Raw genomic sequence first — 24,062 nt, forward strand, 5'->3', positions numbered from 1 at the left:
CGATGCAGCCCGTTGCCCGGCTGAGCGGCGTTTCCCATCGCTACGGCGCGGTGACCGCGCTTGACGCGGTGACGCTCGATATTCCCGTCGGCGTGATGGCCGGGCTGATCGGCCCCGATGGCGTCGGCAAATCGACGCTGATGGCGCTGGTGGCCGGGGTGCGGCGGGTGCAGACCGGCCTTGTCGAAAGCCTCGGCGGGTCGATGGAGAGCCGCGCCCATCGTGCCGCCGTCGCCCCGCGCATCGCCTATATGCCGCAAGGTCTGGGGCGGAACCTTTACCCGACGCTGAGCGTGACCGAGAACCTGCAGTTCTTCGGGCGGCTGTTCGGTCAGGGCGCGGCCGAGCGGGCCGAGCGCATCGCGATGCTGCTGGACGCCACCGGCCTTGCGCCCTTTCCCGACCGTCCGGCGGGCAAGCTCTCGGGCGGGATGAAACAGAAGCTGGGCCTGTGCGCCGCGCTGATCCATGACCCGGATCTGTTGATCCTTGACGAGCCCACGACCGGCGTCGATCCGCTGTCGCGGCGGCAGTTCTGGGAGCTGATCGCCCGGGTCCGCGCCACCCGGCCCGGCATGAGCGTGCTGACCGCAACCGCTTACATGGAAGAGGCCGACCGTTTCGACTGGATCGCCGCGATGGACGGGGGCCGGGTCATCGCCACCGGGGCGCCCGCCGATCTGCGCGCGCGGACCGGGGCGCAAAGTCTGGAAGAGGCCTTCGTCGCGCTTCTGCCCGAGGAAATCCGCGCCCGGCACACGCCGGTGCCGGTGCTGCCGCGCCCGGCAAATCAGGGCCGCATCGCCATCGAGGCCGAGGGGCTGGTGAAACGCTTCGGCGCCTTCACCGCGGTCGATCACGTCGGCTTTTCGATCCCCGAGGGCGAGATCTTCGGCTTTCTGGGCTCGAACGGCTGCGGCAAGACCACGACAATGAAGATGCTGACCGGGCTTCTGGACCCGACCGAGGGCACGACGAAGCTCTTCGGTCGCGAACTGGGCCGGTCCGACATGGCGGCGCGGCTGGGCATCGGCTACATGTCGCAGGCGTTTTCGCTTTATGGCGAGCTGACGGTGCGGCAAAACCTGATCCTGCATGCGCGGCTTTACGGCGTGGCCCCCGAGCGGCGTGCGGCCCGGGTGGCCGAGGTGATGGCGGAATTCGATCTGGCCGCGGTGGCCGAGGCGATGCCCGAAAGCCTGCCGCTGGGGCAGCGCCAGCGGCTGCAACTGGCCGTGGCGATGATCCACGAACCGCCGATCCTGATTTTGGACGAGCCCACCTCGGGCGTCGATCCGGTGGCGCGCGACGGGTTCTGGACGGTGCTGATGCGGCTCTCGCGCGACAAGGGCGTGACGATCTTCATCTCGACCCATTTCATGAACGAGGCGGCGCGTTGCGACCGGATCTCGCTGATGCATGCGGGGCGCGTGCTGGAGTTGGGCACGCCCGCCGAGATCGTCGCGCGGCGCGGCGCCGACACGCTGGAGGCCGCCTTCATTTCCGTGCTGGAGGCCGAGGGGGACGGCGACGATGCCCCGCCCGAGGCCCGGATGCCCGCCCCCGCCGCGGCGCCGAAGGGCAGGGGGCTGGCCGCCCTCACCCGGCTTTACGCCTATTCCTGGCGCGAGACGCTGGAACTGGCCCGCGATCCGATCCGGCTTTTCTTCGCGCTTCTGGGCCCCGTGATCCTGATGCTGGCGATGGGGTTCGGGATTTCCTTTGACGTCGACCGGCTGTCTTTCGCGGTGCTGGATCAGGATCAAAGCGCCGAAAGCCGCCGCCTGACCGAGGGCTTCACCTCGATCCCGCAATTCGCCGAAGCCCCGCCCTTTGCCAGCCCGGCCGAGCTGCCGGGCCGGATGGGGCTGGGCGGGCTGACGCTGGCGCTGGATATCCCCGAGGGTTTCGGGCGCGATCTGCACCGCGGCGCGGTGCCGGAAATCGGCCTGACCTTTGACGGCGCGATGCCGTTTCGGGCCCAGACCGCGCAGGGCTATGCCCTTGGCGTGCTGCAGGATTTCAGCGACAAGATCGCCGCCGAGGAAGGGATCGGACAGACCGCCAAGGTCGGCTTCGAGACCCGCTATCTCTTCAATCAGGCGTTTGAGAGCGCCAATGCCATGGTGCCTTCGGTGCTGATGCTGATCCTGATGCTGGTCCCCGCGGTGATGGCGGCGGTCAGCGTCGTGCGCGAAAAGGAAACCGGCACGATCGCGAATTTCCAATCCACCCCGGTCAGCCGGATCGAGTTTCTGGTCGGCAAGCAGCTGCCCTATCTGGCGCTGGCCTGGCTCAGTTTCTGGGTGCTGGTGACGCTTGGAGTGACGGTCTTTGGCGTGCCGCTTTCGGGCAGCCTGCCCGCGCTGGCCTTTGCGGCGCTGGTCTATGTCACCGCCACGACCGGCTTTGGCCAGCTGATCTCGGCCTTCACCCGGACGCAGGTGGCGGCGGTCTTTGCCACCGCCGTCGTCGCGATCATCCCCACGGTGAACTTTTCCGGGCTGGTGGTGCCGGTGTCGTCTTTGGGCGAAGGCGGGCGGATCTTCGGTCTGGCCTTTCCGGGCGCCTGGTTCCAGCCGGTCTCGGTCGGGGCCTTCCTCAAGGGCTTCGGCTGGCCCGAGGCGATGACCGCCGCATCCGTCCTTGGCCTTTTCGCGGCGGTCTATCTGGGGCTGGCGATCCTGTCCCTTCCCAAGCAGGAGCGGTGAATGCGCAGCCTTCGCAACATCCTTTGGCTGACCGGCAAGGAGCTGCGGGCGATCCGCACCGACCGGGTGATGCTGGTGCTGATCGCCTATGTCTTCACCCTGGCGGTCTGGCTGGTCTCCGACGCCGCCAGTACCGAGGTGGATCATCTGGCCACCGCCATCGTGGACGAGGACCGCAGCCCGCTCTCCGCCCGGCTGAGCGATGCGATCCGCCCGCCGCTTTTCGCCGCGCCGGTGCCGATGACCGCCGGGCAGGCCGCCGCCGCCCAACGCGCGGGCGAGGCGATCCTGGTGCTGACGATCCCGCCCGATTTCGAGCGCGACCTGCATGCGGGCCGCGCGACGACGCTGCAGATCCTTGTCGATGCGACGGCGGTGGCGCAGGCGGGCAATGGCGCCAGTTTCCTGCGCCAGACCCTGTTGCAGGAGCTTTCCGCCGCGCTGACGCCCGGGGCCGCCAGCGCCGATCCGGTCACCGTCGTCTTTCGCAACGCCTTCAACCCGAACCTGACCTCCAGCTGGTTCAGCGCGGTGATGCAGCTGATGAACAATGTCACCATCCTGATGCTGATCTTGTCCGGGGCCTCGATGATCCGCGAGCGCGAACATGGCACGATCGAACATGTGCTGGTGATGCCCGTCCGCCCGCACGAGATCGTCGCGGCGAAGATCCTCGCCTCGGGGGCGGTGATCCTTCTGGCCTCGCTCTTCAGCCTGGTCGTGGTGGTCGAGGGGGCGATGGGCGTTCCGGTGGCGGGCTCGCTTTGGCTTTATGCCGGGGGGGCGGCGATCTATGTGGTGGCGGTGGCCAGCCTGGGTCTGCTTCTGGCGTCGTTCACCCGGACGATGGGGCAATTCGGGCTTCTGGTCATTCCGGTGATCGTGCTGATGATCCTCTTGTCGGGGGGGATGACGCCGCTGGAATCGATGCCCGACTGGCTGCAGGGCACGATGCGGACGATTTCCCCGGCGACGCATTTCGTCATCTTCGCCCAGGCGGTGCTCTATCGCGGCGCGGGGCTGTCGCTGGTCTGGCCGGAAATGGCGGTGATGGCGGGCATGGCGGCGGTGGCGGTGACGATCGTTCTGGCGCGGTTTCGCAAGGTGCTGGCGGGCTAGGAAAGCCTGCTTTACCGGGCAAACCGATCCTTAACGACTTGCCGTTACTGTCGGCCCAAACCCTTCGGGAGGGCCGCATGACCATTCTCGTCATTGATGACGAAGCCGCCGTTCGCGACGCATATCGCCTTTTGTTTTCCGGCACCGTTTCATCCCGCCCCGTTTCGCGCGCCGATGCCCTGGCCGAGGAGCTTTTCGGGGCCGCCGTGCCGCAGGCCGCCCCGGGGCCGAGCATGGGATTCGAGATCAGCCTTGCCGCGCAGGGGCTTGAAGGCGTCGAACTGGCGGCGCGGGCGCTGCAGGAGGGCACGCCCTTCAAGGTCGCCTTCGTCGATGTGCGGATGCCGCCGGGGATCGACGGCAAGGAAACCGCGCGCCGGTTGCGCGCGCTTGATCCCGATCTGAACATCGTCATCGTTTCGGCCTGGTCGGACCATTCGGTGACCGACATCACCGCCGTGGCCGGTCCGGCCGACAAGATCTTTTACATCTGCAAGCCCTTCGAGCCCGACGAAGTGCGCCAGATGGCCCGGGCGCTCAGCGAAAGATGGGACAATGACACCCGGCAGCTGATGTTCCTGCGCGCCAAGGTCGCCGAACTCGCCGCCAGCGAGGCCCGCGCCCAGCACATGGCCAGCCATGATTTCCTGACCGGGGCGGCGAACCGGATGGCGTTCCAGAACCGGCTGATCGAACGGCTCGAGGCCGGGACGAACGATCTTTTCGTCGCCTTCCTCGATCTCGACCATTTCAAGCATGTGAACGACACCTTCGGCCATGATGCCGGGGACGAGGTGATTCGCATGGCCTGTGCCGCCTTTGTCTCCCGCGCCCCCGCGGGGACGATGGTGGCACGGCTGGGCGGCGACGAATTCGGCGTGCTGCTGACCGGGATGGACCGGGAGACGGCGGTGGCCACCTGTCAGGGGCTTTTGGAAACCTGTTCGGGGGATTTCTCGGTCTTCGGCAATTCGGTCTTCATCGGCGCCTCCTGCGGGCTGGTCGACGGGTCGTGCCATCCCGGTTGCGACGCCGCCGATCTGATGCGCTTTGCCGATCTGGCGCTGTTTGCCGCGAAACAGGACGGCGGCCAGACGGTGCGGGTCTTCGACAAGCAGCTCGACGCCAGCCAGCAGTTCCGCCAGCGCATCGAGGCGGGGCTCTTCTATGCGCTCGCCAGCGAGGAATTGTCGATCCATTACCAGCCCATCGTCGCCTCGGACACGCTGGATGTGGTGGGTTATGAGGCGCTCTTGCGCTGGAACAGCCGCGATTACGGCACCGTGCCCCCGGGCGTCTTCATGCCGATCGCCGAGGAAAGCCCGGTGACGCTGCTTCTGGGCGACTGGGTGGTGGAACGGGTGCTGCGCGATGCCCGCGGCTGGCCGGGCCTGTTCACCGCGATCAACTTCTCGCCGCGGCAATTCCAGCGTCAGGATTTCGTCGCCCGCCTTGCGGCCGAGGCGCGGCAGAACGGCCTTGCCCCGGCGCTGATCCAGATCGAGGTCACCGAAACCACGCTGCGCGCGCATGCCCGGCAAAGCCGCAAGATCGTCGACGAGTTGCGCGCCCAGGGCTTCCGGGTGGCGATCGACGATTTCGGCACCGGCGCCTCCAGCATCGCCAGTCTGCAGGATCTGGCCGTCGACGCGATCAAGATCGACCGCAGTTTCATCGAGGGGATGGACCGCGACCGCCCCTCGGCCGCCATCGTCACCGCGCTGTCGCATCTGGCCGCCGGGCTGGGCCTTGAAATCGTCGCCGAGGGGGTGGAGCGGATCAGCCAGCGCGATGTGCTGCGCCAGCTTGGCTGCACGCATCTGCAGGGCTTCCTGTTCGGTCAGGGTCAGGCGGTGGACCGCCTTCTCTCCGCCTCCGGGGGGGAACCCGGCCGCAGTGCCGCGGGCTGAGGCCGGGGATGCGCCTGCGCCTGCTTCGCCTGCGCGCCAAAAGCCTGCGCGCGACCCTGATCTTCGATCTGACGGTGATCGGCATCACTGCGGCGGCGCTGTTTGCGGTGGTGCTTGGCGTGATGATCCGCAGCAGCTTCGGCGCGCTTGAAAGCGTCGAGATCGGCCGCGATGTCGACCGCGCCCGGGCGGCGCTGAGCGCCGATCTGGTCGCCAACGAGGCGCATGTGCTTGACTGGGGGCTTTGGGACGAGACCTTCTTCTATCTGCGCGCTTTCGATCGCGCCTATGAAGACCGCAACATCAATGCGATCTCTTTCGAAAATGCCGAGATTTCCTGCGCCGCCTTTCTGCGGCTGGACCGGTCCGCGCAGCGCGCCTTCTGTTTCGACCCCGGGACCGGGGCGCCCGACCCCGATCTGGCGGCTGCCGTCCTGACCGATTTCGACACGATGGCGCTGCAACCCTCGCGCGCGGGCAAGACCTCCTCGGCGGGGTATTGGCAGCAGGGCGGGCGCCTGTTCGCCGTCGCCAGCACCCCGGTGCGGCGCAGCGACGGCTCCGGCACCGCCGAGGGGCTTCTGGTCTTCCTGCATCTGATCGAGGCGGCGACCCTGTCCCAGTCCCTGCAGGTTCCGGTGCGGCTCGATTTCTCGGCGTTCTCGCCGGTGCCGGTGGTGGTCGGCGAGGAAGACGTTCTTGACGTCGCGGTTCCGGTGGCGATGGGCTCCGGCCCGCCGATGGCGATGTTGCGCTTTCAGCTGCCGCGGCTTGTGCTGGCGGCGGGGGAACGGCTGCGCGATCTGACTGTCCTTGCGCTGCTGGGCCTGCTGGCGGCGCTGATGGCGCTGCTCGGGCGGCGGCTGTCGACGCAGGTTCTGGCGCCGATCCTCGCCTTTCGTCAGCATGTGGTGCAGATCCGCCAGGCGGGCGAACTCGTCCCGATCGAGGGCCCGCCGCGGACTGACGAGATCGGCGCCCTGCACCGGGATTTCAACGAGATGGCGGCGGAGCTCGAGGCCCTGCGGCTGGCGCATGCCGAGCAGTCCTTCGCGCTTGGCCGCGAGCAGAATGCGACCGGGCTTTTGCACAATCTGCGCAACAGTCTCAGCCCGGTGCGGGTGATCCTGGCCGATCTGGAGCGGCATCTGCTGCCGGATCTGCCGCCCGAGGCGGGCCGGGCGCGTCAGGAACTGGCCGATCCGCTGACCGCCGACGACCGTCGACGGCGGCTTGTCGCCTATCTCGAGGCGCTTGATGCCGACCGTGACCAGCGCGGGGCCGAGGCGCGGGCGCTGTTGCAGGAGGCGGGACGCAGCCTGACCGAAGCGCTCGAGGCGATGCGGGCGCCGCGCGATCCGGCCCGGGTGAACCGCGACGAGGCCTGCGACCTCGGCCGCGCGCTTGGCCATGCCGCAACCGCGGCGCGGTTCGTCGAGGGGCCGAAGATCGATCTGTCGATCGATTGTCCGCCGGGGCTGCAGGTGCGCGGCAACCGGGTTCTGCTGGCGCAGATCCTGGAAAATCTGGTCGTCAACGCCACCGAGGCGATCGCCGCCAGCGGCCGGGCGCAGGGGCGCATCGCGATCAGCGTGACCCCGGCCGAGGACGGGCGGCGCTGCAGCGTCACGCTGGCCGATGATGGCGACGGCTTCGATGCCGCCACCGGCGCGCGGCTGTTCGAACGCGGCTTTTCCACCCGCACCGACAAGCACGGCGGGCTCGGGCTGCATTGGTGCGCCAACACGCTCTCGACGCTGGGCGGCGCCCTGTCCCTGACCAGCCCCGGCAAGGGGCTGGGGGCGGTGGCGCGTCTCGACCTGCCGCTGACCGAGGCCTCGGCCGGGCGGTTGCGCCCGGCGGGCTGAGCGCTCAGCGCGCCCCGGCCTCGAAGGTCTGCCAACAGATCGGCGTGCCGACGCTGACCCGGGCGGTCTCGGCCGGGACGAAGCCCAGACCATCGGCCTCGGCCAGCGGGAAAAGCGTGGCCGAGGTGCCCTCGCCCAGACGGTGCACCACCGGCAGGCCGTCGATTTCCCGGTTGCCCAGCCGGATCGGGAAGATCTCGGCCCGGTCCGGCTTGCGGGTCCAGTCGAAGCCGGCCCGCCCGGCACAGTGGAACAGCGGCGCCGGAACCGCCCCCTTCAGCCGGGCGATCTGCGCCGAGACGAAGAGCGTGAACCCGACCATCGCCGAGAACGGATTGCCCGGCAGGCCGGTCACCGCGGCATTGCCCAGACGGCCGAACATCACCGGCTTGCCGGGTTTGAGCGCCACTTTCCAGCCGTCGATCTGCCCGCCCGCCGCGATCAGGGCCGGGCGCAGGTGATCGCGCCCGCCCATCGACACCGCGCCCGTCGTCACGATCAGATCATAGCGCCCCTGCAGGCTGGCGAATTTCGCCACGGTCGCCTCGGCATCGTCGGGCAGGATGCCGTGATCGTCGACCTCCGCCCCGGCGCCCTGCGCCAGCGCGATCAGCATCGGCCGGTTCACATCGGGCATCGTGTCCCGTGACGCCGCTTCGGCCCCCGGCCGGTGCAGCTCGTCGCCGGTCGAGAGGATCGCCAGCCGCGGACGGCGCACCACCGCGACCTCGGCCACGCCGTTCGAGGCCAGAAGGCCGATGTGATGCGCCCGGATCCGGGTGCCGCGGCGCAGCAAAAGCCCGCCCAGCGGCTGTTCCGACCCCACGGCGCGGATATGCGACCCCGGCGCGGGGGCGGCGGTCAGCTGCACCTCGGCGCCGGTCTCGGTCACCTCTTCGACCGGCACGACGGCATCGGCGCCCGCGGGGATCTGCGCCCCGGTGAAAATGCGCAGCGCGGCGCCGTCGGGCAGGGGCGGCGCCTGCATCCCGGCCGCGACCGTGCCCGCGACGGGCAGCGTCAGAGCGGCGGCCAGATCGGCGGTGCGCAGCGCAAAGCCGTCCATCGCCGAGCGGGCGGCGCGGGGCAGGGCGATCTCGGCGCGCAGGCTGGTGGCAGAGGTGCGCCCGGCCGCCTGCGCCAGATCGAGGGTTTCGCTGTCGCCGATGGGCGCGACCAGACCGCAGGCCAGACGGCGGGCGGAATCGAGGTCGAGCATCGCGGATGCCGGGTGATCGAGTGCGGGCATCTGCCGTTCCTTTCGTGTCGGACCGGCCGTCGCTTGCGGGCGGTGGGCCGGAAAAAGCGGGGTGGAAACCATCCCGGTCGGGGCCCGCGGCGGGATCGGAAGCGAGGGGCGTCGCGCCGCGGCCCGGGCAGAGCATCGGACCCGCGTGGCGGAAGGTCAACTGGCTCCGCTTGCGATATTTTCTCTTCTCCCTGTGCGGGAAAAGCCGTGCCGGTGGTTGCGCCGATGTGCGCCGCTGCCTGCAATCGCGGCACTTCGCCTGCCCGAGCGCGGTTTTTCCGCCCCGTTCCGGGCTTGGCGCTTGCAAGCAAAATGCAATCGACGTCTTTGTGACAGAAAGCTGACATCGATTCGCGGAGCCGATCCTGACCGAGACCGACCAACAGCCCCTGCGCGCGCGGCTTGCCCTGGCCGCCGAGACCGGCTCGCCGTCGATGCGGGCGATTGCGCATTTCATGCTGGCGCAGTTTCAGGACCTGCCCTTCGAGACGGCGGCGACCCTTGCGGCCAAGGTTCAGGTCAGCGAGGTCAGCATCGGCCGGTTCTGCCGCGCCATCGGCTATGCGAATTTCAAGGATCTGAAGGACCATCTGAAGGGCGACATCGGCGATCAGCCCTGGCTGATCAAGGACCGGCTGGAGGCGCTGCGGCGGGCCTCGGATCAGCGCGACGAACGGCTGTCGCAGGGGCTGAAGGCCGAGATCGCCGGGCTGGTGGGGGTTTACGAACTGGCCCGGACCGAGGCCTGGGCGCGGGTGGCCTTGCGGTTTGCCCGGGCCCGGCGGGTGCTGGTGGCGGGCTTCCAGACCGAGCGCGGCCTGGCGCAATATTTCGCCGCGCAGATGCAATATGTCCGCCCCGGGGTGCAGAGCGTCGATCTTTCGGCGGGCAATTTCGCCGAGGTCCTGGCCGAAACTGACGCGCCCGAGGACACCTGTCTGGCGATTTTCGAGGCGCGTCGTTACGCCCGGCAGGCGCTGGTTCTGGCGCGCGCGGCGCAGGCGCGGGGCATTGCGGTGACGATCTTCACCGACCGCTATTGCAGCTGGGGCGCCGATCACGCCTCCGAGGTTTTCAGCGTGGCGACCGAGGTGAACCAGTTCTGGGATTCGACGGCGCATCTGGCGCTTTTGGGCAACCTTCTGATCAACGACATCTTTCTGGCGCTGGGCGAGGGCGCCGAGACCCGTCTGAACGAAATCGCGCGGCTTTACGGCGCGTTCAGCGGCCATGTCGGCAATCCGCTGACACAGGTCGCGCAATGACCACCACCAACAGGGGAAATCACATGACACTGCGTTCGAAACTTCTGGCCTGCACGCTGGCCCTTGTCGCGATGACGGGCGCCGCGCAGGCCGAGAAACTGCGTCTGGGCACCGAGGGCGCCTATCCGCCCTTCAACTTCGTGCAGCCCGACGGCACGATCGCGGGCTTCGATCTCGATATCGGGCTGGAGCTGTGCAAGCGCATCGGCGCCGACTGCGAGGTGGTGGCGCAGGATTGGGACGGCATCATCCCCGGCCTGATCGCGCAGAAATACGATTTCATCATCGCCTCGATGTTCATCACCGAGGAACGCAAGCAGCAGGTGGCCTTCACCAACCCCTATTACATGGCGGCGATGACCCATGTCGTTCCGAAAGAGTCCGAACTGACCGAATTTTCGAACGAGACCCTGTCGGGCAAGGTCGTCGGCGCGCAATCGGGCACGACGCAGGCGGATTATGCGGTGAAGATGTATCCCGATGCCGATGTGCGGCTGTATCCGACCCAGGACGAGGCAAGCCTCGACATGGCCTCGGGGCGGCTTGACGTGATGGTGGGCGACATGCTGCCGCTGCTTGATTTCGTCGAGAAATCCGAAGACGGCAAATGCTGCAAGCTGGCCGGTGCGCCGATCACCGATCCGGCCTTTGTCGGCGAGGGCGTGGGCATTGCCGTCCGGCAGGAGGACAACGCGCTGCGCGAGCGTCTGAACAAGGCCCTGGACGAGATCCGCGCCGATGGCACCTACAAGAAAATCAACGACAAATACTTCTCGATCGACATCTATTCGATGAAGTGATCGCGGCCCCGGCCGAGGCGGCAGATGATGGAAACGCTGTTCTCATATGGCCCCCAAGGCTGGGGCGACGAACTCCTCGCGGGGCTCGGGGTGACGCTGCAACTTGCGGCGGCCACCCTTCCCTTGGGGCTTTTGCTGGGCTTTTTCGTGGCGGCGCTCTCGCTTTCGCGCCGCCCCGGGCTGCGGGCGATGGGCTGGGGCTACACGACGGTGATGCGCGGGATGCCGGAAATCCTGACGCTGTTCATCGTCTACAACGGGCTGGGGCTGGGGCTGAACCGGCTTCTGGATGCCTTTGCGCCGCAGTTTGGCGCGGTCGATTTCCCGCCCTTCGCGGCGGGTGTCATCGCGCTCGCCCTCGTCTTTGCCGCCTTCGCCGCCGAGGTGCTGCGCGGCGCCTTTCAATCCGTGCCCGAGGGGCAGGTGCTGGCGGGCCTTGCCATCGGCATGACCGGGCGGCAGGTGTTCTGGCGCATCAAGCTGCCGCAATTGTGGCGCTTTGCCCTGCCGGGCATGGGCAATCTCTGGCTCAACCTGCTGAAAGATACGGCACTTGTCTCGGTCATCGCGCTCGATGATCTGATGCGGGCGACCAAGGTCGCGGTCGGCGTGACGAAACAGCCCTTCACCTTTTATCTGGCCGCCTGCCTGATCTATTGGGCGCTTTGCCTTGGCTCGGAATTGGTGCTGGCGCGGCTTGAGGCGCGGGCGAACCGCGGCCTGCGGAGGGTCTGAGATGAGCCTGATCGAAAGCCTCTCCGCCAATCTGCCGAAACTGCTCGACGGCCTGGAAACGACGCTGATCCTGACCGGCCTTGGCGCCGCGCTGGCGGCCGTCTTCTCGCCCGGCCTGGCGCTGATCCGTCTCTCCGGCCCCGCCCCGGCCAAGGTGCTCTTGCGGGTCTATATCTCCTTCATGCGCGGCACGCCCCTGCTGGCGCAGCTGTTTCTGGTCTTCTACGGCTCGGGGCAATTCCGCGCCGAGCTGACCACGCTGGGCCTGTGGTCGTTCTTTCGCGATCCGTTCAACTGCGCCGTGCTGGTTTTCGTGCTGAATTCCTGCGCCTATCAGACCGAAATCCTGCGCGGCGGCTTGCAGGCCGTGCCGCCCGGAGAGATCGAGGCCGCCCGCGCCATCGGCATGACCCGGGCGCAGGTGCTGGCCCGCGTCACCTTTCCCCATGCCTATCGCATCGCCTGGCCGGCTTTGGGCAACGAGGTGATCTTGCTGATGAAAGCCTCGGCGCTCGCCTCGATCGTCACCGTCTTCGACCTGATGGGACGGACGCGGCAGATCTTTTCGCGCAGTTTCGAATTTTCCGTCTATTTCGAAGCCGCCGTGCTTTACCTGCTGATCACCGTCCTTTTCGTCTTTTTGTGGCGGCAGATCGAACGCCGCCTGACCCGCCCGATGCGCCGCACGCAAGGAAACTGAGCCATGCCCCCGAAACCCGCAACCGATCTGGTGCTGAGCGCGCAGGACATCCACAAGAGCTTCGGCGCGCAGGAGGTGCTCAAGGGCATCACCCTGGGCGCGCGCAACCATGACGTGATCTCGATCCTCGGCACCTCGGGCTCGGGCAAGTCGACCTTTCTGCGTTGCCTGAACTGTCTGGAAATTCCGAACAGCGGCACCGTCGCCGTCCATGGCGAGGAAATCGTCTTTCGCAACGGCCGCATCGGCGATCAGCGCCAGATCGAGCGGTTGCGCCGCCATCTGGGCATGGTGTTCCAGCAGTTCAACCTCTGGACCCATCGCACGGCGCTGGAAAACGTGATGGAAGGCCCGGTCCAGGTCAAGCGCATGGCCAAGGCCGAAGCCCGCGATCTGGCCGAGGGGCTTTTGGCCCGCGTCGGTCTGGCCGACCGGATGCATCACTACCCGGCGATGCTGTCGGGCGGGCAGCAGCAGCGCGTGGCGATTGCCCGGGCGCTGGCGATGGAACCCGACGTGATCCTGTTTGACGAGCCCACCTCGGCGCTCGACCCGGAACTGGTGGGCGAGGTCCTCAAGGTGATGCAGGATCTGGCCGCCGAAGGCCGCACGATGATCGTGGTCACCCACGAGATGGCCTTTGCCCGCGACGTCTCGACCGAGGTGGTGTTCCTGAACGAAGGCCGGATCGCCGAACAGGGCCCGCCCGACAGGCTTTTCGAGCACCCCGAAACCGAGGTGTTCGCCCGTTTCATCTCCAAAACCCGCCGAGACATCGCATGACCCAAGCCTTTGCCGGGCTGACGATCGACAGCGCCGAGCTGCGCGTCGTCAACCTGCCCCTGATCACCCCTTTCACCGTGTCGAACCAGACCCTGACCGACAAGACCTTTCCGCTGCTGACGCTGCGGGCGGACGGGGTCGAGGGCTATGGCGAGGGGGTGATGGACCCCTATCCCGATTATCTCGAAGAAACCCTGCCCGGGGCGCTGGCCTTCCTGCGCGATCTGATCCTGCCGCAGATCGTCGGCAAGCGGATCGGCAATCCGGCCGAGCTGACGGCGCTGCTCGCCCCCTGGCGCGGGCACAAGATGAGCAAGGCGCTGGTCGAGCTGGCGTTCTGGGATCTTTGGACGAAGGCCCTGAACCTGCCGCTTTGCGCGGCTTTGGGCGGCCTGCGCGACGCCGTGCCGGTGGGGGTGTCGCTCGGCATCACGCCGATCGAGCGCACGCTTGAACGCATCGCCGAGGCCGAGGCCGCGGGCTACAAGCGCATCAAGCTGAAGGTGGCGCAGGGCCATGACCTGAAGCTGCTCGAGGCGGTGCGGCGCGAGTTCCCCGCCGTCAAGCTGACGGTCGATGCGAACACGGCTTACGGTCTGGCCGATCTGGCGACGCTGCGGGCGATGGACCGTTTCGATCTGGATTACATCGAGCAGCCCCTGGCGGTCGATGACATCCACGATCACGCGCTGGTGCAACGCGAAATCGCCACCGCGATCTGTCTCGATGAATCGATCCGCACCCCCGTCGATTGCCGCAAGGCGCTGGCGGCGGGGGCGGCACGGGTGATCAACATCAAGGTCGGCCGGGTCGGCGGCTATAGCGCGGCCAAGGCGATCCATGACGTGTCGGAGGCCTTCGGCGCCCCGGTCTGGTGCGGCGGCATGCTCGAAAGCGGGATCGGCCGGGCGCATAACATCCATCTGGCAACCTTGCCGAATTTCACCAAACCGGGCGACACTTCCTCGGCCAGCCGCTATTTCCACCGCGACATCATCGCCGAACCGCTGGAGGCCACGGGCGGGCTGATGCCGGTTCCGGGGAATGGCGCGGGGATCGGGGTGACACTGGATCGGCCGTTCCTGAACACGGTCACCCGTTCGACCGAGGAGTTTCGCCCGTGACCGCCGCGGTGATCCTGCGCGAGCTTGCGGGCGTTGCGGAACTGCAGCAGGCCGAACGCTTTCAGGTCGAGGTCTGGGGCGAGGGCGAGCGGCCCGACAACAGCGACATCATGCTGGCGCTGCAGCACGAAGGCGCGCTGGTGGCCGGGGCCTTCGCGGGCGATCAGATGCTGGGGTTTCTCTTCGGTTTCCCCTCGGCCACGCCGGGGGTGCAGCATTCGCACCGGCTGGCGGTGTCGCAAAAGGCGCGCGGGCTGGGCCTTGGCGCGCGGCTGAAATGGTTCCAGCGCGACTGGTGTCTGGCGCGCGGCATCACGCTGGTGCGCTGGACCTATGATCCCCTGCGCGCGATCAATGCCGGGCTGAACATCGCCGTTCTGGGGGCGACGGCGCGGGAGTATCTGCCCGATTATTACGGCCCGATGCCCGGCATCAATGCCGGTCTGCCCTCGGACCGGGTGATGGCGGTCTGGCAGCTGGACGCGCCGCAGGTCGTCGCCCGGGCCGCGGGCCAGTCCCCGACCTTGCCGCCCGCCGCGGCCACAGCCGGGATCCCGGCCGATATCGATGCGCTCTTGCAGGCCGATCCCGACCGCGCCCTGGCCGAGCGGATGCGCCTGCGCGCCGCGCTGCAGGAGGCCTTCGCCGCCGGTCTGGCGATCACCGGCTTCGACCGCCAGAGCTGCCGCTATCTGCTCGACCGGCCTGCGGCGGCCGCTTAAAGCGACAGCGCCGCGATCTGCGCCGCCGTCATCGCGTCGCGCTGCGTCTCGGTGAAGGCGGCCACCTGCAGTCCGGTCAGCGCCCGGATGTCGGCGGTTTCCAGCGCCGCGATCTGATCGAGCGTGAAAGCCGCGATCTGCGCCGTGGTCCAGCCGCCCATCTGCGTCGTGCGCAGGGCGCGGATCGCCCCCGTCGACAGCGCCGCGACGGCACCGGTGCTCAGCGCATGGATCTGCGCCGTGGTCAGGCTGGCGACCTGCGCGGTCATCAGCGCCGCCGCCTGCGTGCTGACCAGGCTGCCGATCTGCGCCGTGCCAAGCCCGACGATCGCCGCGGCGCTGATCCGGGCCAGGTCCTGCGCCTCCAGCGCCCGCACCTGGCTTGTCGTCAGCGCCGCCACCTGGCTCAGCGTCAGGCTTGCGGCCTGCGTCGTGGTCAGCGCCCGCACATCCTCGGTGCCAAGGCCGCGCAGCGCCGCGGTGGACAGCGCCGCCAGCGCCGCGGTGCCGATCGCGGCCACCTGATCGGTCGAGAGCGCCGCGATCTGCGTCGAGCCGAGCGCGCGGATCGCGGTGGCCGAAATGCCGCGCACCTGATCGGTCGAGAGCGCCGCGGCCTGCGCCGTGGTCAGCCCGGCAAGCGCCGTGGCGGTCACCCGGGCGATCTGCGGCGCGGAAATCGCGGCGATCTGCGCGGTGTCCAGGCTGGCAAGCTGGCCCGAGCCCAGACCGCCGAAAGCCGCCGCCGAAAGCTGCGCCAGATCCTGCGTCTCGAAGGCGGCGATCTGCGCGGCGCTCAGCGCGGCGATCTGCGCCGAGCCGAGAACCGGCGCCTGCGCCGTGGTCAGAGCGGCGATCTGCGCCGTCGAGAGCCCGCGCAGCGCTGCCGTGCCAAGGCCCGCCACCGCCCCGGTGCCCAGGGCCGCGATCTGCCCGGTCTCGAAGGCCGCAAGCTGCGCCGAGCCGAAAGCCGGGGCCGCGGCGGCGGCGATGGCGCGGATCTGCGCCGTCGTCAGCGCCGCGATCTGCGGCGCGCCGAGGCCCGCGATCGCCGCCGATCCCAGCCGCGCCACCTGCGTTTCGGTCAGCGCGGCGATCTGCGCGGCGTCAAAGGCCGCCATCTGCACCGCGCCGATCCCCGCCATCGCCCCGGGCGCAAGCTGCGCGACATCCGCCGCCTCAAGGGCGGCGATCTGCGCCGCCGACAGCGCCCGGATCTGCGCCGAGCCGAGCCGGGCGACGTGCGCCCCGGTCAGCGCCGCGACATCGGCGGTTTCCATTCCGCGCAGCGCCGCCGTGGTCAGCGCCGGAATGACCGCGCTGCCCAGCGCCGCGATCTGCGCCGTGCCAAAGGCCGCCAGCTGCGCCGAGCCGAGCGCGGTGACCGCCGCGCTCGACAGCGCCGCGACCTGCGCCGTGCTCAGCGCCGCGACTTGCCGCGTCGTCAGCCCCGCAATCGCCGCGCTGGTCAGCCGCGCGATCTGCGCCGTGGTCAGGGCGCGGATCTGCGCCGTGCTCAGGCTTGGCATCAGCGCCGTCCCGATCCCCGCCATGGCCGAGACCGAAAGCTGGGCGATATCCGCGGTTTCCAGCGCCGCGATCTGCGCCGTGCTCAGCGCCGCGATCTGCGTCGCGCTCAGCCGTGCCGCCTGCGCCGTGGTCAGCGCCACGATGTCATTCGTGCCCAGCCCCTTCAGCGCCGCGGTGCTCAGCGCGCCGATCGCCCCGGTCGACAGCGCCGCCACCTGCCGCGTCGACAGGGCGGCAAGCTGCGCCGAGCCCAAAGCCTGCAGCGACGAGGGGGCGATCTGCGCCAGATCCTCGGTCTCGAAGGCGGCGATCTGCGTCGTCGTCAGCGCGCCGATCTGCGCCGAGGTCAGCCGCGCCGCCTGCGCCGTGGTCAGCGCCGCGATATCCTCGGTCGCAAGGCCCGCCAGCGCCGCCGTGGTCAGCGCCGCCACCGCCGCCGTGCCCAGCGCCTCGATCTGCCCGGTGGTGAAGGCGGCCACCTGCGTGGCGCTGAAGCCGCGCGCCGCCGCGGCGGAAATCCCCCGCGCCTGATCGGTCGAGAGCGCCGCGATCTGCGCGGTCGAAAAGGCCGCGATCGCCGCCGTGCCCAGCTGCCCGATCCGCGTCGCGCCCAGCGCCACGATCTGCGCCGTGCCCAGCCCGGCCACCTGCGGCGCGCCGAAGCCCGCCATCGCCGCGCTGGACAGACGGCCGAAATCATCGGTTTCCAGCGCCCCGATCTGGGTCGAGGTCAAGGCCGCCAGCTGAACCGAGGTCAGCGCCGCCACCGCCGCGTCGTTCAGCGCGGCCATGTCCGCCGTGTCCAGCCCCGCCAGCGCCGCCGTGCTCAGCGAGGCCACCGCCGCCGTGCCCAGCGCCGCGATCTGCCCGGTGTCGAACCCGGCCAGCTGCGTCGCGCTCAGCGTCCGGGCCGCGGTCGCCGACAGCGCGCCGATCTGCTCGACCGAGAACCCGGCCAGCTGCGCCGTGCCCAGGCCCAGAACCGCCGCCGTGCTCAGCCGCGCCACCTGCGCAAGGCTCAGCGCCGCGATCTGCGCCGTGCTCAGCCCGACGATCTGATCCGAACTCAGCCCCTGCAACGCCAGCGTGCCCAGCTGCCCCAGATCCGCGGTCTCGATCGCGCGGATCTGCGCCGTGCTGAAAGCCGCGATCTGGCTCGAGGTCAGCGCCGCCACCGCCTCGCCCTCCAGCGCGGCGATGTCATTGGTGCCCAGCCCGGCCAGCGCGGCGGTGCCCAGCCCGCCGATCGCCGCCGTCGACAGCGCCGCGACCTGCGCCGTGCCCAGCGCGGTCAGCTGGGCCGAACTCAGCCCGCGCGCCGCCGTGGCCGAAAGCGCGCCCAGCTGCTCGAGCGACAGGCTGGCGATCTGCGCCGTGCTCAGCCCGGTCAGCGCGCCGCTGGAGAGCGCCGTGACCTGATCGGTGGAGAGGCAGGCCAGCTGCGCCGTCGACAGCGCCCGCGCCTGCGCCGAGGTCAGCCCCCGGATCGCGGTTGGGGCCACCTGCGCCAGATCCTCGGTCTGGAAGGCGGCGATCTGCGTCGTCGTCAGCGCGGCGATCTGGCGCGACATCAGCGCCGCCGCCGCCTCGGCACTCAGCGCGACGATGTCATTCGTGCCCAGCCCCGCCAGCGCCGAGGGGCTCAGCGCCGACAGCGCCGCCGTCGACAGCGCGGCGATCTGCGCGGTGGAAAGCGCGGCGATCTGCGCCGAGCCCATCCCGGCGCCGCCGCCCGCCGAAAGCGCCGCCAGCTGATCGCCCGCCAGCGCCGCCACCTGCGCCGTCGACAGCGCGCCCATCGCCGTGCTTGTCAGGCAGGCCACCTGTTCCGTGCCCAGGGCCGCCATCTGCGTCAGGCTCAGGCCCTTGACCTGATTGGAGCCAAGCCCGGGCATCGCCGCGGTGCCCAGCCGCGCCAGATCGCCCGCTTCCAGCGCCGCGATCTGCTGCGAACTCAGCGCCGCGACCTGGGTCGAGGTCATCGCGCCGACCTGATCGCCGCTCAGCGCCGCCACCGCCGCCGCGTTCAGCCCCTTGAGCGCCGCCGTGCCCAGGGCCGCCATCGCCACGGTGCTGAAGGCCGCGATCTGCGCCGTGTCCAAAGCCGCGATCTGCGACGAACTCAGCGCGCCCGCGGCGGTGCTCGACAGCGCCGCGATCTGATCGGCGGTCAGCCCGGCGATCTGGCCGGTGGTCAGCCCGGCAATCGCCGCGCTCGACAGGCTGGCGATCAGATCGGCGCCAAGCACGCCGATCTGCGCCCCGCTCAGGCATTTGATCTGCGCCGAGCCGAGCCCGGCCAGCGCCGTCGTCGAAAGCCGGGTCAGATCCTCGACCTCGATCGCCGCCAGCTGCGCCGTGCTCAGCGCCGCCACCTGCTGCGAGGTCATCGCCGCCATCTGATCGCCGGTCAGCGCGACGATGTCATCGGTGCCGAGGCCCTTGATCGCATTGGCACTCAGCGCCGTCACGCTGGCCGTATTCAGCGCCGCAAGCTGCGTCGTGCTCAGCGCGGCCATCTGCGCCGAGGTCAGCCCGCGCACCGCATTGCTGGACAGCGCCCGGATCTGCGCCGTGCCGAAGGCGCCGATCTGGCCAGCACTCAGCCCCGGGATCGCGCTGCCGGTCAGCCCGGCGATCTGCCGCGTCGACAGCGCCGCGATCTGCGCGCCTGAAAGCCCGGCCATCGTGGCCGAGCCCAGCCCGGAGAGCGCCGTCGCGCTGATCTGCGCCAGATCCGCCGCCTCGAGCGCCGCGATCTGCGTGCTGGTCAGCGCGCCGATCTGCGCCGAGCCCAGACGCGCCGCCTGCGCCGTCGTCAGCGCCACGATGTCATCGGTGCCAAAGCCGCGGATCGCCGCCGTGCCCAGCGCCGCCACCGTCGCCGAAGCCAGCGCCGCGATCTGCGCCGTGCTCAGCGCCGCCGCCTGCACCGAGCCAAGCCCGGCCACCGCAAGGCTGGAGAGCGCGCCGACCTGATCGGTGCTCAGCTTGCCGATCTGCGTCGCGCTCAGGCCCGAAACCGCCGCGCTGCCCAGCCCCGCGATCTGCGCCGTGCCCAGCGTCGCAAGCTGCGCCGTCGACAGCGCCCGCGCCTGCGCCGAGCCCAGCCCCGCCAGCGCCGCCGACCCGAGCACGGCCATGTCCTCGGTCTCCAGCGCGGCGATCTGCGCCGTCGAGAGCGCCGCGACCTGCGCCGATTTCAGCGCCCGCGCCTGCGCCGTCGTCAGCGCCGCGATATCCTCGGCCGAAAGCCCGCGCAGCCCCGCCGTCGACAGACCGGCAATCGCCGCCGTGGCCAGCGCCGCGATCTGCCCGCTCTCAAGGCCCGCCAGCTGCGCCGAACTCAGCCCCGCCGCCCCGCTGCCGCTGATCGCCGCCAGCTGCGCCGTGCCAAGCGCGGCGATCTGCGCCGTGCTGAACCCCGCCACCGCGGCACTGCCCAGCCCCGCCAGGATCGCCGTGCCCATCGCCGCCAGATGCGCCTCTTTCAGCGCCGCGATCTGCGCCGCGCCCAGCCCCGCCGCCGCCTCGCCCGAGAGCCGGGCGAAATCCTCGACCTCCAGCGCCGCGATCTGTTCGGTGCTCAGCGCCGCCACCTGCGTCTCGGTCATCGCCGCCGCCTGCGCCGTCGTCAGCGCCACGATATCCTCGGTCGTCAAGGCCCGCAGCGCCGCCGTGCCCAGCGCCGCAAAGGCGCCACTGCCCAAAGCCGCGATCTGCGCGGTGGACAAGGCGTCGATCTGCGCCGAACTCAGCGCCTCGGCGGCCTCCTCGGACAGCGCCGCGATCTGCCGCGTGCCCAGAACCCCCAGCTGGGCCGTGCTCAGCGCCGCCATCTGCGCCCCGGTCAGCGCCGCCAGTTCGATCGTGCTCAGCCCGGCCATGTCCTCGGTCGAAAGCCCCTTCAGCGCGGCGGTGCCGATCGCCGCAAAGGCCGCGCCGGAAAAGGCGCCGATCTGCTCGGCCGAGAGCGCCGAAAGCTGCGCCGAGGTCAGCGCCGTCGCCGCCCGGCTGGCCAGCGCGCGGATCTGCGCCGTCGAAAAGGCGCCGATCTGATCGGTGCCCAGCCCCTGGATCATGCCGCTGGTGAGCCCCGCCATCTGTTCGGTCGCCAGCGCCGCCAGCTTGTCGGTGGACAGGCTGCGGATCTGCGCCGAGCCGAGCCCGGCCAGCGCCGCAGTGCCCAGATGCGCGAAATCGACGGTCTCGAAAGCTGCCAGCTGCTCGGTGCTCAGCGAGGCGAGCTGCGTCGCGGTCAAGGCCGCCGCGGCATCGGCGCTCAGCGCCGCCACATCCTCGGTCGCCAGCCCGCGCAGCGCCGCCGTGCCCAGCGCGGCCACCGCGGGCTCGTTCAGCGCGGCGATCTGCGCCGTGCTCAGCGCCGAAAGCTGCGCCGAGCTGACCGCCGCCGCCGCCGTCGCGGTCAGCACATTCAGTTGATCAAGGGTCAGCGCCGCGATCTGCCGCGTGGCCAGCGCCCGCATCTGCGTCGCGGTCAGGCCAAGCATCGCATCCGGGCCCAGCATCGCCAGATCGGCGGTTTCAAAGGCGCTGATCTGCAGCGTCGAAAGCGCCGCCACCTGCGCCGAGGTCAGCGCCGCCGCCTGTTCGGTGGTCAGCGCGACGATCGCCTCGGTCGAAAGGCCGCGCAGCGCGACGGTGTTCAGAACGGCGATCTGCGGAAACAGCAGCGCGGCGACCTGGTCGGTGGTCAGCATCTGCATCTGCAGCGGCGTCAGCCCCGAGACGAACTCGGTCGACAGCGCCTGGATCTGCGCCGCGCCCAGGGCGCGCATCTGCTCCGAACTGACACCGACGATATCGCCCGTCGTCAGACCGGACATGACCGAGGTCGACAGCGCCGCAATTTCCGCCGTCGTCATCGCGCTGAGAAGGGACATTCTGCCACTCACCCTGAAGGGGCCCCTGCGGGCCCGGATCCGTTTCTGGCACCGCCGTTCTGGAATGCCGCGGGGCCGATCATCGGTCAGGGGAGTGAAGGAAATCTTAAATGCAAAGGATCATTGCAGATTTCGCCTTTGCGGCGGGCCGGTTCGCGGGCCGCCCGCCCGGCGGCCGCTCAGTTCCGTTGCGGCTGGCTGAGCTGGATGCCCGCCTCCAGCCCGGGGGTGCGTTTTTGCGCCTCCTGCGCGGCCAGTTCCGCGACGTTCTCCCTGAGGATCTGCGACGACTTGCCGAAAGACAGGTCGTCGATCGCGAAACCGGCCCCCTCCGCCCCCACCAGCGAGAACTGAACCCCGGCGATCCGGTCCGATCCGTCGCCGGTGACCAGCGCCAGATATTCCATGCCGGTGCCCAGGTTGCGCACGCCGCCGATCAGCCGCCCCTGCCGGTCAAAGGCTTGGATCGCGGTCGATTGCGGGGTGTCGAAATAGCCCCCGGCCAGCCCGACCCCGGCGACGTCGCGATCGAAGATCATCGTGACCGGGCCGTTGAACACCGGCGTTCCCGAGAGCGAGGGGCTGTGCGGGTTTGCCCCGTCCTGCCTGATCTGCGTCGCGGGCGCGGTCTGCGCCAGGCGCAGCGGCGCCAGCGGCGTGCCGATCACGCAGCCGGTCAGCGCGGCCCCGGGCGGACAGGTCGCGGCGGTGCCGATCGCCTGACCTTCGAAGAAACCGCCGAACCCCACGATCACCCCGCCCTCGGGGGCGCCATAGGTGGGCGGCGCATAGATCGGGTTCCGGCTCCCCCGCGGCAATTCGTCAAAGGTGATCTCTCCGGCGTCGGGCCCGAAGGCCTCGCGCGGGATCCGGATCACGCTGCCGAATTCCCCGGACGTCTCGGCCCGCGCCGGATCGCCGCCGCCCGTGGCCAGCGCCAGCGCCATCAGCGCCGTGACCAGAAAAGGGTGCATCATCTCCTCCCCCTCGCGCTCATTTCGCCCGTCTCATTGCGTCAGGGCCAAGGCCAGAAGCGCGCCCTGATCCATGTCGGGACGCAGCTTGTATTGTGCAAGATCGCGCCAGAACTGATCCAGACCGACCACCAGCGCCTGTTCTTCCGACAGCAGAAGCGACTCGCGCAGCTCGCGATAGGCGGCGCGGGAATCGGCCTCGGTGATGTCGACGGCCAGCGTGCTCAGGGCGCGCGACATCGACAACAGGAATTCGTGCTGCCGGGCCCGGGTCGCGCGCAGCCGCGTGCCCAGCGTCTCGATCTGCACCTGCCGCTGCGGATCCGGTGCGATCGCCTGCAGATCGATCAGGGTCTTGACGTTGTAGACAAGCCGCCCGATCTCGGCGTCGGTCTGGATCAGCGAGGCCTTGAAGATCGTGCCCGCCAGCAGCGTCGATCCGGCCGACTGCCGCCGGGCGGCGTTTTCGCTGTCGCGCGCCGCCCGCAGATCGGCCTGCAGCGCCACAAGCGCGGTGCGGCGCTGCGGGTCCAGCTCGTTCTCGATGATCTCCGCCAGCGCCCCGGCCTGATCCCGCGCCGCCGCCCCGCCTTGCCCGCCGCCGCCTTCCCCCTCGGTCGCCCGCGCCACCCAGTGATCGCGCAGCCGCGTCAGTTCCGCATCCGAGGTGGCGACATGCATCGACAGCACCAGCCGCAGCCCGAAAGTCTCGGGCGCGGTGGCCTTGCCGGTCTGGGCCTGAAACGGCGGATATTCGGTGCGCGCGGCGGAATAGATCTGCTCGGCGCTCGACAGGACCGAGCCGCCGCGCGTCACCAGCCCGCCCACCTGTCCCTGATCGCGGCCGAAGATGTTGACATGAAAGGGTTCCAGCATCAGCTCTTCGACATTGCCATAGACGTCGAAAAGCCCGAGCGGATTGGGCCGCCGCAGCCCGACCGGGCCGATCGTGCCGCGCGCCGAGCCGGGGGCGAAATGAAAAGCGTAATCGCCCAGCGCGCCTTCGGCGAAAAAGCGCAGCGCGGCGAACTGGTTCGCATCGACCCGTGCGCCGCCGCGGGCGGCAAATTCCCATTCCGTCTCGGTCGGCAGGCGCAGATGCGGCAGCGCGCCATCCTGCCGGGGCAGGGCCGCGGCGGCATGTCCGTAAAGCCATTCCGTGTAGCGCCCGGCCAGATCGACCGCGGCAAGCCAGCTCAGCCCGCCCTGCGCCAGCCGGTCCTTGCGCCCGGCCTTGCCGCAGGGCCGGGTCAGGGCGTTGAACTGCCCCTCGGTCAGCTCGTAGCGGGCGATGAAATAATGCGTGCTGGCCGGGGTCGTGCCGGAAAAGCCGCCGCGCAGCCAGGTCTGGCGCAGATATTCCGCATAGCCCTTTTCCGGGTCCGACCGGCCCAGCCGGATCCGCAGATCCGACAGCGGATCGCCCGCATCCGAGGGCACGTCGACGCGCTGGAACGCCATCGCCCCGCCGCAGGGCATCGGTAGCACCAGATCGGCCGGGCTGCCGCCGGGCGTCGCCGCGCCGGGGTCGTAAAGCGCGACCGGCCAGTCGATCGCCGGACCCTCGGGCGCGGGCCCCCCGGGCGCCGGGTCGGCGCCGCCCGGCTGCGGCGCGGCCAGACCCGCAAGCGCCAGCGCAAAAGCCGAAAGGGGCACCAACCGCATCGT

General features: G+C 69.7%; 15 protein-coding genes. 11 read left to right on the forward strand and 4 right to left on the reverse strand.

Annotated elements, in window-relative coordinates; translation table 11 throughout:
- Positions 1-2: 2 nt before the first annotated feature.
- The 4 genes from rbbA to RCAP_RS03115 all read left to right on the forward strand — a co-directional run bounded on the left by rbbA (position 3) and on the right by RCAP_RS03115 (position 7,608).
- Positions 3-2,711 carry a ribosome-associated ATPase/putative transporter RbbA gene (gene rbbA, locus RCAP_RS03100; RefSeq protein WP_013066362.1) on the forward strand — a complete coding sequence of 903 codons (2,709 nt, stop codon included), beginning with the start codon at positions 3-5 and terminating at the stop codon, positions 2,709-2,711.
- Positions 2,712-3,830, forward strand: a complete 1,119-nt coding sequence (locus RCAP_RS03105) for an ABC transporter permease (RefSeq protein ID WP_013066363.1) — start codon at positions 2,712-2,714, stop codon at positions 3,828-3,830.
- A 77-nt stretch (positions 3,831-3,907) separates the two neighbouring features.
- Positions 3,908-5,740, forward strand: a complete 1,833-nt coding sequence (locus tag RCAP_RS03110) for a putative bifunctional diguanylate cyclase/phosphodiesterase (protein ID WP_013066364.1) — start codon at positions 3,908-3,910, stop codon at positions 5,738-5,740.
- Positions 5,741-5,748: 8 nt separating this feature from the next.
- On the forward strand, positions 5,749-7,608 hold the full coding sequence (locus RCAP_RS03115) for a sensor histidine kinase (RefSeq protein WP_013066365.1): 1,860 nt from the start codon (positions 5,749-5,751) through the stop codon (positions 7,606-7,608).
- A gap of 4 nt (positions 7,609-7,612) precedes the next feature.
- On the opposite strand, the gene RCAP_RS03120 is transcribed toward RCAP_RS03115, so the two are convergent.
- Positions 7,613-8,857, reverse strand: a complete 1,245-nt coding sequence (locus RCAP_RS03120; protein WP_013066366.1) for a molybdopterin molybdotransferase MoeA — start codon at positions 8,855-8,857, stop codon at positions 7,613-7,615.
- A 434-nt stretch (positions 8,858-9,291) separates the two neighbouring features.
- Between RCAP_RS03120 and RCAP_RS03125 the strand changes: the two genes are divergently transcribed.
- The 7 genes from RCAP_RS03125 to RCAP_RS03155 are packed head-to-tail and all read left to right on the forward strand — an operon-like array spanning position 9,292 to position 14,986.
- Positions 9,292-10,122 carry a MurR/RpiR family transcriptional regulator gene (locus RCAP_RS03125; protein ID WP_013066367.1) on the forward strand — a complete coding sequence of 277 codons (831 nt, stop codon included), beginning with the start codon at positions 9,292-9,294 and terminating at the stop codon, positions 10,120-10,122.
- 23 nt (positions 10,123-10,145) lie between these two features.
- A complete protein-coding gene (locus tag RCAP_RS03130; protein WP_013066368.1) occupies positions 10,146-10,922 on the forward strand; it encodes an ABC transporter substrate-binding protein in 777 nt (258 codons plus the stop codon).
- A gap of 24 nt (positions 10,923-10,946) precedes the next feature.
- On the forward strand, positions 10,947-11,657 hold the full coding sequence (locus tag RCAP_RS03135; protein WP_013066369.1) for an ABC transporter permease: 711 nt from the start codon (positions 10,947-10,949) through the stop codon (positions 11,655-11,657).
- A gap of 1 nt (position 11,658) precedes the next feature.
- On the forward strand, positions 11,659-12,357 hold the full coding sequence (locus RCAP_RS03140) for an ABC transporter permease (RefSeq protein ID WP_013066370.1): 699 nt from the start codon (positions 11,659-11,661) through the stop codon (positions 12,355-12,357).
- A 3-nt stretch (positions 12,358-12,360) separates the two neighbouring features.
- Positions 12,361-13,140, forward strand: coding sequence for an ABC transporter ATP-binding protein (locus tag RCAP_RS03145; protein ID WP_013066371.1), 780 nt, complete (start codon positions 12,361-12,363; stop codon positions 13,138-13,140).
- The gene (gene menC / locus RCAP_RS03150) at positions 13,137-14,264 is read left to right on the forward strand and encodes an o-succinylbenzoate synthase (protein WP_013066372.1); all 1,128 of its coding nucleotides are present in this window, start codon (positions 13,137-13,139) and stop codon (positions 14,262-14,264) included. The genes RCAP_RS03145 and menC overlap by 4 nt, the downstream gene beginning before the upstream one ends.
- The gene (locus RCAP_RS03155; RefSeq protein ID WP_013066373.1) at positions 14,261-14,986 is read left to right on the forward strand and encodes a GNAT family N-acetyltransferase; all 726 of its coding nucleotides are present in this window, start codon (positions 14,261-14,263) and stop codon (positions 14,984-14,986) included. The genes menC and RCAP_RS03155 overlap by 4 nt, the downstream gene beginning before the upstream one ends.
- Here the strand turns inward: RCAP_RS03155 and RCAP_RS03160 are convergent.
- The 3 genes from RCAP_RS03160 to RCAP_RS03170 all read right to left on the reverse strand — a co-directional run bounded on the left by RCAP_RS03160 (position 14,983) and on the right by RCAP_RS03170 (position 24,059).
- Complete coding sequence (locus RCAP_RS03160; RefSeq protein WP_013066374.1) at positions 14,983-21,420, reverse strand: beta strand repeat-containing protein; 6,438 nt, start codon at positions 21,418-21,420, stop codon at positions 14,983-14,985. The two genes, RCAP_RS03155 and RCAP_RS03160, sit on opposite strands and share 4 nt — an antisense overlap.
- 179 nt (positions 21,421-21,599) lie before the next feature.
- Complete coding sequence (locus tag RCAP_RS03165) at positions 21,600-22,397, reverse strand: hypothetical protein (protein ID WP_013066375.1); 798 nt, start codon at positions 22,395-22,397, stop codon at positions 21,600-21,602.
- A gap of 30 nt (positions 22,398-22,427) precedes the next feature.
- Entirely contained in the window at positions 22,428-24,059 is a 1,632-nt protein-coding gene (locus RCAP_RS03170; protein ID WP_013066376.1) for a formylglycine-generating enzyme family protein, read from the reverse strand.
- Positions 24,060-24,062 lie beyond the last annotated feature (3 nt).

This window comes from Rhodobacter capsulatus SB 1003 (assembly GCF_000021865.1).
GTDB lineage: Bacteria > Pseudomonadota > Alphaproteobacteria > Rhodobacterales > Rhodobacteraceae > Rhodobacter > Rhodobacter capsulatus_B.